The 16,598-nt window shown below is 66.5% G+C and carries 11 protein-coding genes; 9 read left to right on the top strand and 2 right to left on the bottom strand.

Annotation, left to right across the window (positions count from 1 at the left end):
- Positions 1 to 77 precede the first annotated feature (77 nt).
- Genes RSE14_RS04890 through RSE14_RS04875 form a run of 4 tightly spaced genes read left to right on the top strand, consistent with a single transcriptional unit; the run spans position 78 to position 4,649 of the window.
- Positions 78 to 1,463: a class II 3-deoxy-7-phosphoheptulonate synthase gene (locus RSE14_RS04890; protein ID WP_324076113.1), complete on the top strand. Its 1,386-nt coding sequence runs from the start codon at positions 78 to 80 to the stop codon at positions 1,461 to 1,463.
- Positions 1,464 to 1,469: 6 nt separating this feature from the next.
- A complete protein-coding gene (gene egtB / locus RSE14_RS04885; protein ID WP_324076112.1) occupies positions 1,470 to 2,681 on the top strand; it encodes an ergothioneine biosynthesis protein EgtB in 1,212 nt (403 codons plus the stop codon).
- Complete coding sequence (egtD, locus tag RSE14_RS04880) at positions 2,678 to 3,649, top strand: L-histidine N(alpha)-methyltransferase (protein WP_324076111.1); 972 nt, start codon at positions 2,678 to 2,680, stop codon at positions 3,647 to 3,649. Before egtB ends, egtD begins: the two co-directional genes overlap by 4 nt.
- Before the next feature lie 31 nt (positions 3,650 to 3,680).
- Complete coding sequence (locus RSE14_RS04875; RefSeq protein WP_324076110.1) at positions 3,681 to 4,649, top strand: NAD(P)/FAD-dependent oxidoreductase; 969 nt, start codon at positions 3,681 to 3,683, stop codon at positions 4,647 to 4,649.
- Here the strand turns inward: RSE14_RS04875 and RSE14_RS04870 are convergent.
- Positions 4,622 to 6,133, bottom strand: coding sequence for a tryptophan halogenase family protein (locus tag RSE14_RS04870; RefSeq protein ID WP_324076109.1), 1,512 nt, complete (start codon positions 6,131 to 6,133; stop codon positions 4,622 to 4,624). The genes RSE14_RS04875 and RSE14_RS04870 overlap by 28 nt on opposite strands.
- 195 nt (positions 6,134 to 6,328) lie before the next feature.
- On the opposite strand from RSE14_RS04870, the gene RSE14_RS04865 reads away from it, so the two are divergent.
- The 5 genes from RSE14_RS04865 (at position 6,329) to RSE14_RS04845 (ending at position 15,422) form a co-directional block, all read left to right on the top strand.
- Positions 6,329 to 9,622 carry a TonB-dependent receptor gene (locus tag RSE14_RS04865; RefSeq protein WP_324076108.1) on the top strand — a complete coding sequence of 1,098 codons (3,294 nt, stop codon included), beginning with the start codon at positions 6,329 to 6,331 and terminating at the stop codon, positions 9,620 to 9,622.
- 13 nt (positions 9,623 to 9,635) lie between these two features.
- Positions 9,636 to 10,613: a glycoside hydrolase family 16 protein gene (locus tag RSE14_RS04860; RefSeq protein WP_324076107.1), complete on the top strand. Its 978-nt coding sequence runs from the start codon at positions 9,636 to 9,638 to the stop codon at positions 10,611 to 10,613.
- A gap of 21 nt (positions 10,614 to 10,634) precedes the next feature.
- Positions 10,635 to 11,702: a LacI family DNA-binding transcriptional regulator gene (locus tag RSE14_RS04855; protein ID WP_324076106.1), complete on the top strand. Its 1,068-nt coding sequence runs from the start codon at positions 10,635 to 10,637 to the stop codon at positions 11,700 to 11,702.
- A complete protein-coding gene (locus RSE14_RS04850; RefSeq protein WP_324076105.1) occupies positions 11,699 to 12,934 on the top strand; it encodes an MFS transporter in 1,236 nt (411 codons plus the stop codon). The genes RSE14_RS04855 and RSE14_RS04850 overlap by 4 nt, the downstream gene beginning before the upstream one ends.
- Before the next feature lie 94 nt (positions 12,935 to 13,028).
- Positions 13,029 to 15,422, top strand: a complete 2,394-nt coding sequence (locus tag RSE14_RS04845; protein WP_324076104.1) for a glycoside hydrolase family 3 protein — start codon at positions 13,029 to 13,031, stop codon at positions 15,420 to 15,422.
- Here the strand turns inward: RSE14_RS04845 and RSE14_RS04840 are convergent.
- Complete coding sequence (locus RSE14_RS04840; RefSeq protein WP_324076103.1) at positions 15,419 to 16,591, bottom strand: DUF1501 domain-containing protein; 1,173 nt, start codon at positions 16,589 to 16,591, stop codon at positions 15,419 to 15,421. The genes RSE14_RS04845 and RSE14_RS04840 overlap by 4 nt on opposite strands.
- Positions 16,592 to 16,598 lie beyond the last annotated feature (7 nt).

Here is a 16,598-nt window from a genome sequence, read left to right as displayed (position 1 = left end):
TTACAAATGAAACGCGCCTCCTGTAGCGGGCGCCCCCGCGCGATGTGAACGCGCGCCGACTAGAAAGAGTATTGCACGTGCCCGAGACCTGGACCCCGGACAGCTGGAAGACCCGCGAAGCGCGGCACCTTCCGCATTACGAGGACGCCGCCGAACTGGCTGAAGCGGAGACGACCCTGTCGTCCTATCCGCCGCTGGTCTTTGCGGGCGAGGCGCGGGCGCTCAAGGCCGATCTCGCGCAGGTCGCGAGCGGCCACGGGTTCCTGTTGCAAGGCGGAGACTGCGCGGAGAGCTTTGCCGAGTTCCACCCCAACAACATCCGCGACACCTTCCGCGTGCTGCTCCAGATGGCGGTCGTCATGACCTTTGCCAGCAAGCGCCCCGTCGTGAAGGTCGGGCGCATGGCCGGCCAGTTCGCCAAGCCGCGCTCCTCGCCGACGGAAACCATCGGCGATCTGACGCTGCCGAGCTATCTCGGCGACAATATCAACGGTATCGAGTTCGACCCCGTCAGCCGCCGCAATGATCCGGCCCGCATGGTGCGCGCCTATTCGCAGGCCGCCGCGACGCTCAATCTGCTGCGTGCTTTCGCGGGCGGGGGCTATGCGAACCTGCGGCAGGTCCACCAGTGGACGCTCGATTTCATGGGCCGCACGCCGTGGACCGAGAAATTCGCGCAGATGGCCGACCGGATCGGCGAGGCATTGGATTTCATGGAGGCCTGCGGGATCGATCCCGGCACCGTGCCGCAGTTGAAGGGCACAAGCTTCTACACCAGCCATGAAAGCCTGTTGCTGCCCTACGAACAGGCGCTCACCCGCCGTGATTCGCTCACGGGCGATTGGTACGCGACTAGCGCGCACATGCTGTGGATCGGGGATCGCACCCGCTTCCCGGGTTCGGCCCACATCGAATTCGCGCGCGGCATCGGCAATCCGCTCGGCATGAAGTGCGGCCCTTCGCTCGAGCCCGATGCGCTGATCCGCCTGCTCGACGAATTGAACCCGAACCGCGAGGCCGGGCGCATGACCCTCATCAGCCGTTTCGGCCACGACAAGGTGGAAGACGGCCTGCCGCGCCTCGTGCGCGCGGTTGAGCGCGAGGGCCATCCGGTGGTGTGGTCCTGCGATCCGATGCACGGCAATGTCGTGAAGTCCGACACCGGCTTCAAGACGCGCCCCTTCGACCGCATCCTGAGGGAGGTGAAGGGCTTCTTCGCGGTCCACCGCGCCGAAGGCTCGCACCCGGGCGGCATCCATATCGAGATGACCGGGCAGGATGTGACCGAATGTGTCGGCGGGGCTGTCGCGATTACCGAGGAACGGCTGGGCGATCGCTATCACACCCACTGCGATCCGCGCCTCAACGCCGAACAGTCGCTGGAACTGGCTTTCCTCGTTGCCGAAATGCTCAACGAGGCGGCGGGCGAGCGGAGCGACACGATCAGCGCCGACGCGGCGTAACCCCATATGGGGCGCGCCTCGCTCGCGGAGCATTATCGCGCCACCCGCGCCTTGAGTGAGGCGCTGGCCCGGCCGCTCAGCGATGCCGATGCCAGCATCCAGTCGATGGAGGATGCGAGCCCCGCTAAGTGGCACCTCGCGCATACGACATGGTTCTGGGAGACCTTCCTGCTTAGGGATCATGCGGGCGGTTACCGGCTCCACAATCCCGACTGGCCGTTCCTGTTCAATTCCTATTACGAGGCCGAGGGCGCGCGCATCAGCCGCTTTGCCCGCGGAATGCTCTCGCGCCCGGCACTGGCCGAGGTGCTGGAATGGCGCGCACGGGTGGACGAGGCCATGGCTCCGCTGCTCGCTGATGCGGCGCTGGCTGGCCTGATCGCGCTGGGGATCGCGCATGAGCAGCAGCACATCGAATTGCTGCTGACCGATATCAAGCACGCGCTGTTCCTGAACCCGCTTGGCCCGGCGATGTGGGAGGGTGTCGCGTCCGCCGCCGCACAGCCCGCGCCGATGGGCTGGTACGAACATCCCGGCGGCATCGCGCTGGTCGGGCATGAGGGCGACGGGTTCGCCTTTGACAATGAGGGCCCGCGCCACCGCGTGCTGATCGAACCCTTCGCGCTGGCTGACGGGCTGGTGACCAATGGCGAATGGGAGGAGTTCATCGCCGATGGCGGCTATGCCGAGCCGCGCCTGTGGCTTGCCGATGGCTGGGGCTGGGTGCAGCGCGAGGGGGTCAGCGCGCCGCTCTACTGGCGCGAGGACATGCACTTCACCCATCAGGGCTGGCAGGCCCGCGATCCGCATGCGCCTGTCACCCACATCTCCTTCTTCGAGGCCGATGCCTATGCCACTTGGGCCGGCGCGCGCCTGCCGACCGAATTCGAATGGGAGGCGATCGCGGCAAGCCATGATCCGGCCGGCGGCAACCAGCTCGATGGGGCCGCGCCGCCGCTGCCTGTGGGTGGGGCAGGGGTGTTCGGCGATTGCTGGCAATTCACCCGCTCGGCCTATCTCCCGTACCCCGGCTTCCGCGTCGCCGAAGGGGCGGTGGGCGAGTATAATGGCAAGTTCATGAGCGGGCAGGTGGTGCTGCGCGGCGCGAGCTGCGCGACGGTGCGGGGCCATTCGTGCGCCTCCTACCGCAATTTCTTCTACCCCCACCAGCGCTGGCAGTTCACCGGCCTCAGGCTTGCGCGGGATGCGGTGCGATGACGGCGCTGGCTGTGCGAGACGAGGCCGGAGCCGACCCTGCCTTCCGCGCCGATGTGCTGACAGGGCTGGCCGAGCGGCAGAAGGCGGTCCCTGCGCGCTGGTTCTACGATGATGCCGGATCGCGCCTGTTTGAGGACATCACGCGCCTTCCCGAATATTATCCCACCCGGGCCGAGACCGAAATCCTGAGGGCGCGGGGCGGAGAATTCGCCGCTCTGATCGGGCCGGGACGGGCGGTGGTGGAGTTCGGCTCGGGCTCTTCGCTCAAGACACCGCTGCTGCTCTCGGCCATAGCGCCTTCGGCCTATGTCCCGCTCGACATTTCCGGCGATTTCCTGCGCGCTGCGGCGAGCGATCTGGCGGCCAAGTTTCCCGGCCTGCCGGTCTATCCGGTCGAGGCCGATTTCATGCGCGAGGTTGCCTTGCCGCGCGAGGTGGAGGGGCTGCCCAAGCTCGGGTTCTTCCCTGGCTCGACCATCGGCAATATGGTGCCCGCCACCGCCACCGATCTGCTGCGTTCGATGCGCGAGACGCTGGGTATCGGCGCGCTGCTGCTGATCGGCATGGATCTGGTCAAGGAGCCCGCCACGCTGATCGCCGCCTATGATGATGCCGCCGGCGTCACTGCGGCCTTCAACCGCAATCTCCTCCACCGCATCAACCGCGAGCTCGGTGGCGACATTCCGGTCGAACTCTTCGCTCACGAAGCGCGCTGGAATGATGACTATGCGCGCATCGAGATGCATCTTGTGGCTGATGGCGAGTTTTCCTTCAGCGTCAGCGGTCGCCGTTTCACGATGCGGGCAGGCGAGACGATCCACACCGAGAACAGCCACAAGTTCACGCGGCGCACATCCAACATGCTGCTGCAAGCGGGCGGGTGGGAGCCGCGCGCGCGCTGGACCGACGATGCAGGGCAGTTTGCGCTGATCCTCGCCGAAGCTGCGCCTCCGCGTTCTGCGCCCTGAAACCTCCCGCTGTCCTGTGCGTTGGCGCGGGATGGACGGAAACAAGAGCGATATTCTCGTGATCGGCGCGGGGCTGGCCGGGCTTGCCTGCGCGCGCGAACTGGCAGCGACAGGCGCAAGCGTCATCGTGCTCGACAAGGGGCGTGGCCCCGGCGGGCGCATGGCCGCGCGGCGGGTGGACATTGCCGGCGAGACAGTGAGTTTCGATCACGGCGCGCAATACTTCACCGCGCGCGATCCGGCCTTCATTGCGGCGGTCGAAAGCTGGGCGGCAGCAGGCGTTGCCGCGCGCTGGCCTGCGGCCGGGGTGGACGCATGGGTCGGCGTTCCCGGCATGAATGCGCCGATCCGTGAGCTCGCCCGCTCGCTCGACGTGCGCTGGGGCGTGCGGGCCGAGCGGCTGGTGCGAGGGGACGCGGGCTGGCATGTCGAGACAGATGCAGGCGTCTTCACTGCCCCACGCGTAATGGTTGCGGTGCCTGCCGAACAGGCCGCCGTGCTGCTTGCCGATGCCGCGCCCGATCTGTCAGCACTGGCGGCGAGCGTCACCTCGGCCCCGTGCTGGGCGGTGATGGCGGGCTTTGCCGCGCCGCTTGGCGGCCCCGATATCTTCCGTTCCGAGACGGCGCCGGTCAGCTGGGCGGCGCGCAATTCGGCCAAGCCCGGACGCGCCGCGCCGGAAGCCTGGGTGATCCACGCCAGCGCCCAGCGTAGCCGCGAGTTGGTCGATCATCCAAAGGAGGCGGTCGCCACTCTCCTGCTCGCCGATTTCTTCTCGGCGATCGGGATTGCGCCAGCCTCGCCCACGCACCTTGATGCGCATCGCTGGCTCTATGCCCTGCCGCAGGCCGTGCGCGGCGAGGGCGCTCGCTATGATGCAGGCCTCGGCCTCGGCATCGCGGGCGACTGGCTGCACAGCCCGCGTGTCGAAGGGGCCTTCCTCTCGGGCAGGGCCTTGGCGGCGCTGGCGCCTCAGGCGGCCATTGGCGCGGGGCAATAGCGCGCCAGATAGTCGCCATGCCCCGGCATGTGCTGGACGAGGTAGCGGATCGACTTTTCCATCTCGTCGATCTCGCCGCGCGTCTTGGCCGTGTCGAGCGCGTCGGCCATGGCATTGTGCCCGCCCATCGCGATCCCTTGTCCCATCATGACCGCGGCCCAGCTGGTCTCGGTGAACAGCTCGTCCTCCTCGCGGAAGATCTGGCCGTTGGCCCTGAAGATCTCCACCTTCTCGGTCAGGCTGTCAGGCACCGGCATGGTGCGCACATAGTTCCAGAACTCGGAATCGGTCCGGCTGGTGGCGTTGTAATGCAGGATCAGGAAATCGCGGATGCGGGCATATTCGCGGCCCGTCAGGCGGTTGAAGGCATCCTCTTGCGCCTGCGTCACGCCGTCGAGCGACAGCAGCGAGAGCAGCTTGTCGATCCCGGTGTTGATGAGGTGGATCGAGGTCGACTCGAGCGGCTCCATGAAGCCCGCAGCCAGACCCAGCGCGACCACGTTCTTGTTCCAGAACTTCTTGCGCCGTCCGGTCACGAAACGCAGCCAGTTGGGCTCGGCCTGCGGCTTGCCGGCAATATTGCCGAGCAGGATATCGAGCGCCTGTTGGTCCTCCATGAAGCTTGAGCAATAGACATGCCCATTGCCGTTGCGGTGCTGGAGCGGCACCTGCCACTGCCACCCGGCACTATGCGCAGTGGCGCGGGTGAAGGGCGGGGGCGGGCTGCCGTCCTCGCGCTGGCAGGGCAGGGCGACCGCGCGGTTGCAGGGCAGGTAATTGCTCCAGTCGTCATAGCCGGTCTTCAGCGCCTGTTCGATCAACAGGCCGCGGAAGCCCGAGCAATCGATGAACAGATCGCCCTTGAATTCGCGCCCGTCGTCGAGCGTCACACCGGTGACAAAGCCGCTTTCCGCGTCGAGCGCGACATCGGTGACCTTGCCTTCCTGACGCACCACGCCGCGGGTCTCGGCATAGCGGCGCAGATAGGCGGCATAGCGTCCCGCATCGAGGTGATAGGCGTAATTGACCGGCGGCAGATCGTCGCGCTTGTAATCTTCGGTGCGCGCGAACTTGCCGAAATAGGCGGCCATGGTCTCAAGATTGAAGACCTGGATCGGACGCTTGTCGCCCGCTTCGGCCATCCGGTGCCACACGTGGTGGAAGCTGATCCCGCCCATCACATAGCCATAGGCGCCGAAGGGGTGGATGTAGCTGTCGCCGAGCTTGCCCCAGTTTTCGAACTGGATGCCGAGCTTGAAGGTGCCGCCGACCTCGGCCAGCATCTCGCGCTCGTCGATCCCGAGCAGCTGGTTGAAGCCGATGAAGGGCGGAATCGTCGCCTCGCCCACGCCGACCGTGCCGATGGCTTCAGATTCGATCAGTGTGATTTCCACAGGCCGTCCGCTCTTGATGCGCGAAAGGGCCGCGGCTGCCATCCATCCGGCCGTTCCCCCGCCGACGATGATTATATTTTGAATTGCCATGTTTTCCTCGGTCCCAACCGGCCCTGCTTGCGCCGTCATTGCGGGGTTTCTGCGCCCCGCGAAGTGTTGCCAGAATGCAATATGTCGCGCGGATTACAAGTCTTGAGAACGCTAACAATCTGCGCTACAACCCACAAGGCAAGCACCCGTAGCAGGCACGAATCTGTCGCGGGGCATGGGGAGGTTTGACACATCATGAAATATGCAAGCGTTGCGCCGCGTCGGCGCCTGTTCGCCCTCGGCACCGCATCCGCGATCGCCATCGCTGCCGCCAGCCCGGCGCTGGCACAGGATGCCGAACCCGCAGACAAGGACGCTGAAGTTGCGGCCGAAGAGCCTGAAGCCGACATTATCGTCACCGGCTTCCGCGCCTCGCTGTCCTCGGCGCAGAGCATCAAGCGCAATGCCGACACCTTCGTCGATGTGATCACCGCTGAAGACATCGGCGCGCTGCCCGACCGTTCGGTCGCCGAAGCGCTCCAGCGTGTCCCGGGCATCAATATCGGCCGCTTTGAAAAGCCCTCGGACCCTGACCGTTTCTCGGTCGAAGGCACCGGCGTGATCATTCGCGGCCTGAACTTCGTGCGTTCGGAACTGAACGGCCGCGACATCTTCTCGGCCAATGGTGGCACCGTTCTCAACTTCAACGAGGTCTCGCCCGAACTTCTGGGCCGGGTCGAGGTGTTCAAGAACCTCACCGCCGACATGGTCGAAGGCGGGATCGCGGGCACCGTCAACCTCGTCACCCGCAAGCCGCTGGATCGCCCCGGCACGCACATCGCGGGCACGATCGAAACCAACACCGGCGATCTCGCCAGCGAGTGGTCGCCCGGCTTCTCGGTGCTCGGTTCGACCACGTGGGAATCCGATGCTGGGACCCTCGGCTTCCAGATCGGCTATGCCAAGTCCGAACTGATCAGCCGCACCGATGCCTCGCAGGTGGGTGACCCGTGCTACCGTCCGGCCAGCCTGACCGGCGGCTGTCTGCGCGTCCGTCCGGTCGGCAGCGGCGGCTTTGCCGGCGGCGGCACCAGCTTCACGCCCGACAACTTCCCGCCGGCCGGCGCGGTCGTTGTCCCCAAGGGCGCAGGCGTTCGCACCACCGATCTCGAGCGTGACCGCGAGGCCGTCTCGGGCACCATCCAGTACGAAAGCCCGGATCGCAGCTTTGTCGTCACCGCCGAATGGCTGCGTGCCGACACCCGCTTCTTCACAAAGGAAAACGCGGCGATCGCGCTCGTCAATGATGACGCGCTGTTCCCGGTTCCGGCGGCGGGCAGCACCTGGGAATTCGACGAGAACGGCATCTTCCAGCGCGGCATTCTGAGCCAGCGCATCGGCGATGCCTATGCCAACCCCTTCGGCCGCGGCGGCATTCCGCTCGAACTGCTGCGCTTCGAGCGCGAGACCCGCGCAATGACGCAGGATGTCTCGATCGATATCGACTGGAGCATCTCCGATCGCTTCCGCGTCAACTTCGAAGCCCAGCACATCGAATCCGATCTGCGTCAGGACTCGATCATCGGCACGATGGCGACCTGGGCCAATATCGATCTCGATATGAGCGGCAACGTGCCGCAGGTGCAGTTCCTTGCGCCTCCGGGCGCGCCGGCTGACTACTTCACCTCTGGTCGCAACACCTATTACTGGTTCCTGCTCGACTCGATCGCCCGCAATGAAGGCCAGCTCGACACGCTGCGTTTCGATGCTGAATACGACATCAGCGAGGACGGCTTCTTCAAGCAGGTCAAGTTCGGTGCGCGCTGGTCGGAGCGTGACCAGACCACCCGCGACACCAACTTCAGCACCTGGGGCAACCTCTCGGCACCCTGGGCGGGCCGTGCGGGCTGCGCTCCGTGGAACGCGGGTCCGGGCTGTGCTACCACCGGCGGGTTCCAGCCGGGCCGCTTCTTCACCGGCCTTCCGGGGCAGGAATTCGCGATTGGCGGCGGTGCCTATGTCGATGATTTCCCGGCCTTCGCCAACCTGCGTTCGCCCTTCGACAACGGCTTCCAGCGCGGCAACGCGCCTGCGCCGCTGCCGGGCGGTGCGCACTTCTTCGGGGCAGACAGCTTCCTTCAGGAATACCTGTCTGGCGCATCGGCCCGTCAGGCCGGCGCGATCAACACCTTCTCGCAGACTCCCAACCCGTTCTTCGGCGTCAACAACCGCAGCTTCACCAATGCGGTGACCGGCCAGAGCACGCGTTGCACCCCGTTCTGCGAGAACGAGATCAGCAATGTCGGCGAAACCACCAAGGCCGCCTTTGCCCGCGTCGATTACGGCACGGACTTTGACAATGCCTGGAAGATTTCGGGCAACTTCGGTCTGCGCTATGTCGAAACCGAAGTGAATGCGGTGGGCCTGATCGGCTTCCCGAACCCGTTCTTCTTCGACAACGTCGCCTCGGGCGGCAATGGCAACGGGAGCGCCGAGCTGTCGGAAGTGACTGCAGCCTGTAGCCGCGCCCAGCAGCTTCCGGCTGACCAGCGTCCGGCCTTCTGCAGCCTGCCCGCGGGCCGTCTGGCAGAATTCGCCGCAGCGCATACCGGGGAAATCGTGCTCGATGACCGGGCGGTGACCTTCGACAACTGGCTGCCGAGCTTCAATGCGCTGCTCGACACCGGCGATGGCCTGCTGTTCCGTGCAGCGGTCTCGAAGGGCATCTCGCGCCCTGACCTTGCGGCCTTCCGCTCCGGCGGCGGGATCGGGGACAACACCGCAGACCTGCGCGCCGAAGGCACGCTCGCCACGGGTCCGCTGTTCCAGCTGTTCACCGGCAACCGCAACCTGCGCCCGATCCAGAGCTGGAACTACGATCTCTCGGTCGAGTGGTATTTCGACCGCGTCGGCTCGCTGACGATGTCGGCCTTTGCCAAGGACATCAAGGGGATCGTCAACAACGGCATCGATCTGGTGAACTTCGTGAGCCCCGGCGGGCTTGATCTCGAAGTCGAGGTCAACGGACCGGACAACCGTCAGGACGGCCTGCTCAAGGGTGTGGAAATCGCCTACCAGCAGACCTACGACTTCCTGCCGGGCTTGCTCAACGGGTTCGGTACGCAGCTGACCTACACCTATGTCGACGGCGGCGATTTCGCGAATACCAACCTTGCGCGCAACCAGGGCGATTTCGCAGCCTTCCAGCCGCTCGCCGGGATTTCGAAGCACACCGTCAACGCGACCCTGTTCTACGAAAAGGACTGGCTGTCGGCCCGTGCCGCCTACAACTGGCGTTCGGCCTTCGTGATCACCCCGCGTGACGACATCTTCCCCTTCTCGCCGATCTGGGGCGAGGAGACCGGCCAGCTCGACGCTTCCGTGTTCGTGACGGTGATGGACGGGGTGAAGCTCGGGGTGCAGGGCGTGAACCTGCTCGACGAGGTGTTCCGCACCTCGCAGGTGATCGACTTCGACGGCACCCGGATCGAGCGTTCGGCGTTCCGCAACGACCGCCGCTTCACCTTCCTTGCCCGCTTCGACTTCTAAGCAGGCAAGTTCTATGAAAATGGCAGGGCTGCTGAAGGCGGGTACGCTCTCAGCGGCCCTGCTGCTTTTGGGGGCGGCGTCGGAAGAGGCGCCGCAACAACTCGCTCCGCGTGAAGGCGCTGGCTGGGAGCTGGTGTGGGCCGACGAGTTCGACGGCGACAGTCTCGATCGCAGCAAATGGGCGCCCGAGGAGTCGTGCTGGGGCGGGGGCAATTACGAGCGGCAGTGCTATACCGACCGGCCCGACAACATCGCGGTGGAAGGCGGGCTGCTGCTTCTGAAAGCGAAGAAGGAGCGCTTTGTCGGCCCGGCGCGCCCGCCCGAAATTGCCGATAATCCCAACCCCAGGCTGGTCCAGCCCTACACATCGGGCAAGGTCCGCACGCGGGGCCTCCATGCCTGGCGCTATGGCCGGATCGAGGTGCGCGCCAAGGTGCCGCCGGGGCAGGGCACATGGCCGGCGGTGTGGATGATGCCGTCCGAGGATCTCTATGGGCCGTGGCCGCTGTCGGGCGAGATCGACATTCTCGAAGCGGTCAACATCGGCGCGAAGTGCCCCAAATGCGAGGGCGGCAAAGGCGAAAACCGCACCATCAGCGCGCTCCATTTCGGCGATCTTGCGCCCAAAAACCGCTTTGTCGATCACCGCAATGCCTTGCCGGACCTGGCGCTGCCTTCGGATGATTTCCACGTCTACGCGGTGGAGTGGGGCGAGGGCCTGATCCGCTTCCTCGTCGATGACCGGGTGCACCTCACCGTCCCGGCCGACAAGTGGAGCAGCGCCTCCCCGCTCGCCCGCGGCAACCCCGCCGCGCCCTTTGACCGCCCGTTCTACATCATGGCCAACCTTGCCGTCGGCGGGCGGCTGTCGGAAGAAAACAACGCGAAAAGGGTTGCGAAGGAGAGCTTTCCCGCGCAATTCGCAATCGATTGGATCAGGGTCTACGCTTGCGCCAGCGATCCCCAAAAGGGACGGGCCTGTATCAGGTAGAGCGGACGGGATTGAAGCAGGATGGCGCGCGGGCGCAACACAGTCACGATCAGGGACGTCGCAGAGGATGCCGGGGTCTCGCTGCAAACGGTGAGCCGCGTCATCAATGGCGGGCCCAATGTGCGCCCGCAGGTGCGCGACAAGGTGCGCGCCTCGATCGAACGGCTGGGCTATGTGCCGAGCCTTGCCGCCCAGCGCATGAGTGGCTCGCGCTCCTACATCATTCTTGCTATCAACGACCGCGAGCGCACCCTTGCCGACTGGCGCGAGCGGCGCGGCACCGACTGGGTCGACCAGATGCTGCTGGGCGGGATCCTGACCTGTTCGAAGCACGGCTACCGCATGATGGTGGAGCTGATCGACACCCATTCCGATCATGTCGAGCGCGAGCTGGGCGCAGCGATCTCGGCCCTGCAGCCAGACGGGGTGATCCTGACCCCGCCGCACTCGGAAAATGCGCTCATCACCGGGCTTCTTACCGAACGCGGCATTCCGTTTGCACGGATCGGATCGAATGCGCCGGGGCCGGGAATTGCGCTGACAATGGGCGATGAAGGCGCCGGCCATCTCGCCACCATGCGCCTCGCAGATCTCGGCCACCGCAAGATCGCGATGATTGCCGGGCCTGCGCAATACAGCCTCAGCGGCTGGCGTATCGACGGCTGGAAGCGCGCGCTGGCCGAGCGCGGGTTGCCGTCCGAAGGTCTGCTGGAGGCGGGGGATTTCGGCTACGAATCCGGCACCAAGGCGGCGCGCGCGCTGCTCGACCGCAATCCCGACCTTACCGCGATCATCGCCTCGTCCGACCAGATGGCGCTCGCCGCACTCGAAGTGGCGCGTGATCGCGGGCTGAAGGTGCCGGGCGATCTTTCGCTGATCTCCTTCGACAATACCCCGATCGTGCGCTTCACCCAGCCGCCGCTGACTGCGATCGACCAGCCGATTGCGGAGACTGTCAGCCGCGCGGTCGAGCAGCTGATCGCACGCGGCGAGGATGGCGCGGATGATGCCGTGATCGAAGTCGCCGCCGGGTTGGTCGAGCGGCTGTCCACAGCACCTGCGCCCGCGCCCGCCTCGGGCAGGGCTTGAACACCTCCGCACAGCCCGCGCCTGAACGCCAGCCGGGCTGGTTCCTTGCGCTCTATGCGCTGGCTGCTGCGGGCGGCGCGGTCGCCTATGTGCCGCTGCTGACCGTGCTCCTGCCCGAACGCATCGCTTCCTTGCAGGGGCGCGAGGATATTGCCGCGCTGGCGCAGGCGAGCTTCTGGGGCGCGGTGACGGCGAGCCTTGCGAACATCGCGGTGGGCGCGCTGAGTGATGCTAGCCGCGTCCGGCGTCCTTGGATCCTGGCAGGGCTGCTTATCTCGAATTTCTGGCTGCTGCAGATCGGTGCAGCACATTCGGTTTCGGAAATCGTGCTGCTGGTGATGCTGTGGCAGGTCGGCCTCAATCTGATGCTGGCGCCGTTGATGGCTTGGGCGGGCGACTGCTTTCCCGATAGCCAGAAGGGCGTGCTGGGCGGGGCGCTGGCGCTGTCGCCCGCATTGGGCGCGCTGGCAGGCTCGCTGGTGACCTTCGGCGGGCTGGTCGCGCCCGACATGCGGCTGCCTGTGGTGGCCGGGCTGGTGACGGCGCTGGTGCTGCCCGCGATGCTGCTCGGCGGCCGGCAGGAGCGGTCCGGTCTCATGCAGCCGGACTCGCAGAAGCAGGCCGATCCACGGGGGCAGGCCGGGGCGCGGCCCGATCATGCGGTGCGCCGGATGTGGGCGGCGCGCTTTCTGGTGCAGGTGGCCGAAGGCGGGATGTTCGCTTTCCTGCTGTTCTGGCTGCGCTCGCTCGCGCCCGGATACCCCGAAAATTCCGCCGCCAACATCTTCAGTCTGGTGCTGGTCGGCGCGGTGCCGCTCTCGTTTGTGCTGGGGCGCTGGTCTGATCGCCATGGCCGGCCGATCCTGCCGCTGGCGGGCTGTGCGCTGCTGTGTGCGCTCGGCATGCTGGTGATGGCTGCCGCCGCCAGCCTGTCGCAGGCGATTGCGGGCTATGTGCTGTTTGCCATGGCCGCGGCGATCTTCCTTTCGCTCCATGCCAGCCAGACCCTGCGCGTGCTTCCCGCCCCGCAGCATCGCGGGCGGGATCTCGGACTTTTCAACCTCACCAACACTTTGCCGGCGATGGTGATGCCGTGGCTCACGGTCAAGCTGGTGCCGGGGTTGGGCTACTCGGCGCTGTTCGTATTGTTCGCCAGCCTTTCGCTTGCCAGCGCCGCGCTGCTTGCCTCCTTTGCGCGGGGCGCGGGAAACCCGTCTGCAAGGGACGCTTGACGCTTGCAAAAGCCCGCCGGTTTTGTAGTATCTTGATAACGTTCTCAAGGGACGTATGACCAGCAAAATACCGGTCTTGGGAGGGACTAGCCTGGTGACGTCTAAGATTTTTGGTCAGCTTGCGGCAAGCGCAGGCCTTGCTGCCCTGCTTGCAGGCTGCGCAGCCCATGCCGAGGTGCAGTCCGCTCCGGCTGCTGCCCCCGCTGCGTCTGCCCCCGCTGCCGCTGCGGCCAACAGCCCGGAGGCGCTGCTGGCGCGCATGAGCATCGAGCGCAAGGTCGCGCAGATCATCCAGCCCGATATCGGCTCGATCACGCCTGAAGATGTGCGCAAATACCGCTTCGGCACGATCCTCAACGGCGGCAATTCCGGCCCCTATGGCAATGACAAGGCACCCGCGACCGACTGGCTGAAGCTGGCCGATGCCTATTGGGAAGCCTCCACCGCGCCGCTCGCGGATGGCGAGCCGGTGATCCCCGCGATCTGGGCGACCGATGCGGTTCACGGCCATGCCAATGTGCCTGGCGCCACGGTCTTCCCCCACAATATCGCGCTGGGCGCGACCGGCGATGCCGATCTCATCCGCCGGATCGGCGCGGCCACCGCGGTCGAGATCGAAGTGACCGGGCTCGACTGGACCTTCGCGCCCACCATTGCGGTCGCGCGCGATGATCGCTGGGGGCGCACCTACGAGAGTTACTCGGAAAACCCCGAACTCGTCACCCGCCTCGGCGCGGCGATGATCGAGGGGTTGCAGGGCCGCACGGGCGAGCCCGGCTTCCTCGGCAAGGGCAAGGTTGCCGCCACCGCCAAGCACTATTTCGGTGACGGCGGCACGTCGCAGGGGGTCGATCAGGGCGACGTCAATGGCGACCTCAAGGCCTTGATGGCGATCCACGCCGCGCCCTATCCGGCTGCGATCAATGCCGGGGTCGCCAGCGTCATGGCGAGCTTCAACTCGATCAACGGCTCCAAGATGCACGGCAACAAGCCGCTGCTGACCGATGAGCTGCGCGGCAACCTCGGTTTCGCGGGCGTGGTCGTGGGCGACTGGAACGGCCACGGGCAGGTCAAGGGCTGCACCAATTCCGATTGTCCGCAGGCGCTGATGGCCGGGCTTGATATCTACATGGTGCCCGAGGACTGGAAGGCGCTCCACGCTTCGCTGGTGGCGCAGGTCAAGGACGGTACCATCCCCATGGCCCGGCTCGACGAGGCGGTGCTGCGGGTGCTCAAGCTCAAGCAGGCGCTCGGCATTTTCGATGGCGAGGTGAAGCCCTCGCAGCGTGCATACGGTGGCAAGTGGGAGCTGATGGGCTCGGCCGAGCACCGCGCGATTGCGCGCGAGGCGGTGGCCAAGTCGCAGGTGCTGCTCAAGAATGCGGGCGTGTTGCCGCTGAAGCCCGGCGCGGTCATCGAAGTGGCTGGCAGCGCGGCGGACAATGTCCCGCAGCAGGCCGGCGGCTGGTCGGTGACATGGCAGGGCGGCGGTGATCTCACTGCAGCCGATTTCCCGGGCGCAACCTCGATCTGGGGCGGAATTGCCGCGGCGGCCAAGGCAGCCGGCAGCACCGCCGTGCTCGCGCCCAAGGGCGATGCCGCCAGCAAGCCTGACGTCGCCATCGTCGTCTTCGGCGAGCCGCCCTATGCCGAGTTCGTGGGCGACCGCAAGGATCTCGCCTTCCGCGACGAGGAGGGGTTGAGCCTCCTCAAGGCCTATCGTGCGCGCGGGATCAAGACCGTTGCCGTGTTCCTCTCGGGCCGCCCCTTGTGGGTCAACCGCGAATTGAACGCCGCCGATGCCTTTGTCGCAAGCTGGCTTCCGGGCAGCGAGGGGGCAGGGGTGGCGGATGTGCTGTTCGGCGGCGTGCAGCCGAGCGGAAAGCTCTCTTTCAGCTGGCCCAGGACCTGCGAGGGCGCACCGCTCAACAGCGCCGATGGCGCGCTGTTCCCCACCGGCTTCGGGCTCGGCTACGGCGCTTTGGCGCCGCTTGAAAAGCTCGACGAGACCTGCGCTGCGCTGACCCATGATACGGGCGCCACGTGGTTCGCCAATGGCAAACTCGGCGCGCGGGTGCAGGCGGTGGCGGACAATGCGCTGCTTCCCGATCTGCGCGGCAATGGCAACGGCATCGTCGTGACCGGCGTTGATCGCCGCGCACAGGAAGACGCGCGCCGCATCGCCTTTGGCCCCGGTGCCAAGATCAGCCTTACCGGCCCGGCCAGCGACGCGGCGTGGCGGATTTCCTATTCCGTAAGCAGCCGTCCGGCCGGTCCGGTGACGGTGACAGCGGGCGGCCAGCCCGTCGACATCACCCAGGGCCTTTCGGTCGCCGAGGGCAAGGGGTGGCGCGAGATGGTGCTGTCCAAGGCCTGCCTTGGCGAGGCGGGCGGCAAGCTGACTTTCAGCTCGGTCGCGCCCTTCGCCTTCCAGATCAGCGAGATCACCCGCTCCGAGGCGGATGCCGCAGCGGAGTGTTCCTTCTAGGCCCTGACGAAGCCGCCCAGCGGCTTGGCCGTGCGGCCCGGGAACAGCCGTGCGAGGGTAAGCGCCGGATCGAGCCGCCAATGTTCGGCCACGGCGCCCGCCAGCACGGTTTCGAGCGCGATAGTCGGCGCAAGATCGCGGCCTTCGTAGAGCTGGCTTTGCGTGAGGCCCGGCCAGTCGGCCTGCACCGTCCCGCCCTTGACCGAGCCGCCCAGCACCATCGCGGCGCTCGCCGTGCCGTGATCCGTGCCGTTCGTGCCGTTGAGCTTCGCGGTACGGCCGAATTCGGTCGCCACCAGCACCATCGTGTCGCGCCATTCTGCGCCCATGCCGGTGCGGAAGGCCGCGAGCAGGGCATCCAGCCCGCGCGCCTGCCGGGCAAAGGCACCGCGCTGGTTGGCGTGGGTATCCCATCCGTCGACCTCGATCATCGCGATCCCCGCGCCGCGTGTCCCCTGCATCAGCGAGGCGACCAGCGAGCCATTGGCGGCGGCATCGCGCAGATTGTTGAGGTTGTCATCGCCCGCCATCGCCCGTGTTTCGAGCGCACGTGACCACAGGCCGGCCAGCTCGCTGTCGGCCTCGTAGAGTGCGCCGACGCGGGTCAGAAAATCGTTGGTGGCCGCAGGCAGGGCCGAGGGCGCATAGCTCGATACCGGCGCAGCTCCGCGCAGCGCCAGCGGCACCGCCGGAGCAATGGCGAGGGCACGGGGCGGCTCTCCACGGCCGCTCTCGCCCAGCAGCGCGGTGAGACGGTTGAGCCAGCCATCCTTGCTGGCATAGGGCGCGGTTCCGCCGGTTTCGAGCAGGTTCTGCCCGTCGAAGTGCGAACGCTCGCGATAGGCTGTCGCCGCGCCGTGGATGAACAGCGCCTCGCCTGCCGCGGCTGCCTTGCCCACCTCGGCAAGGGCAGGGTGGAGCGCAAAGAAGCTGCCGATTTTGGGGGCATTGGCATAATCGGCCAGCGCTGCACCGCGCAGCGCCTCGAAGCCGGGATCGCCGACCGGGGCCAGCATCGAGAGGCCGTCTGCCGCGCCGCGCAGCAGCACGAACAGGAGCTTCTTCGGCCCCGTGGTCTGGGCCAGTGCGATATTCGGCAGGGCAAGCCCGCTGGCGCCCAGCGCAAGCGATCCGGCGAGCAGGGTTCGGCGATCAAGACGGGTCAGCATGACGGGG

It is taken from the genome of Erythrobacter sp. (genome assembly GCF_035194505.1).
Classification (GTDB): Bacteria; Pseudomonadota; Alphaproteobacteria; order Sphingomonadales; family Sphingomonadaceae; genus Erythrobacter.
Note: the sequence above shows the minus strand (reverse complement) of the source record. Positions and strands in the feature narration are given on the sequence as shown.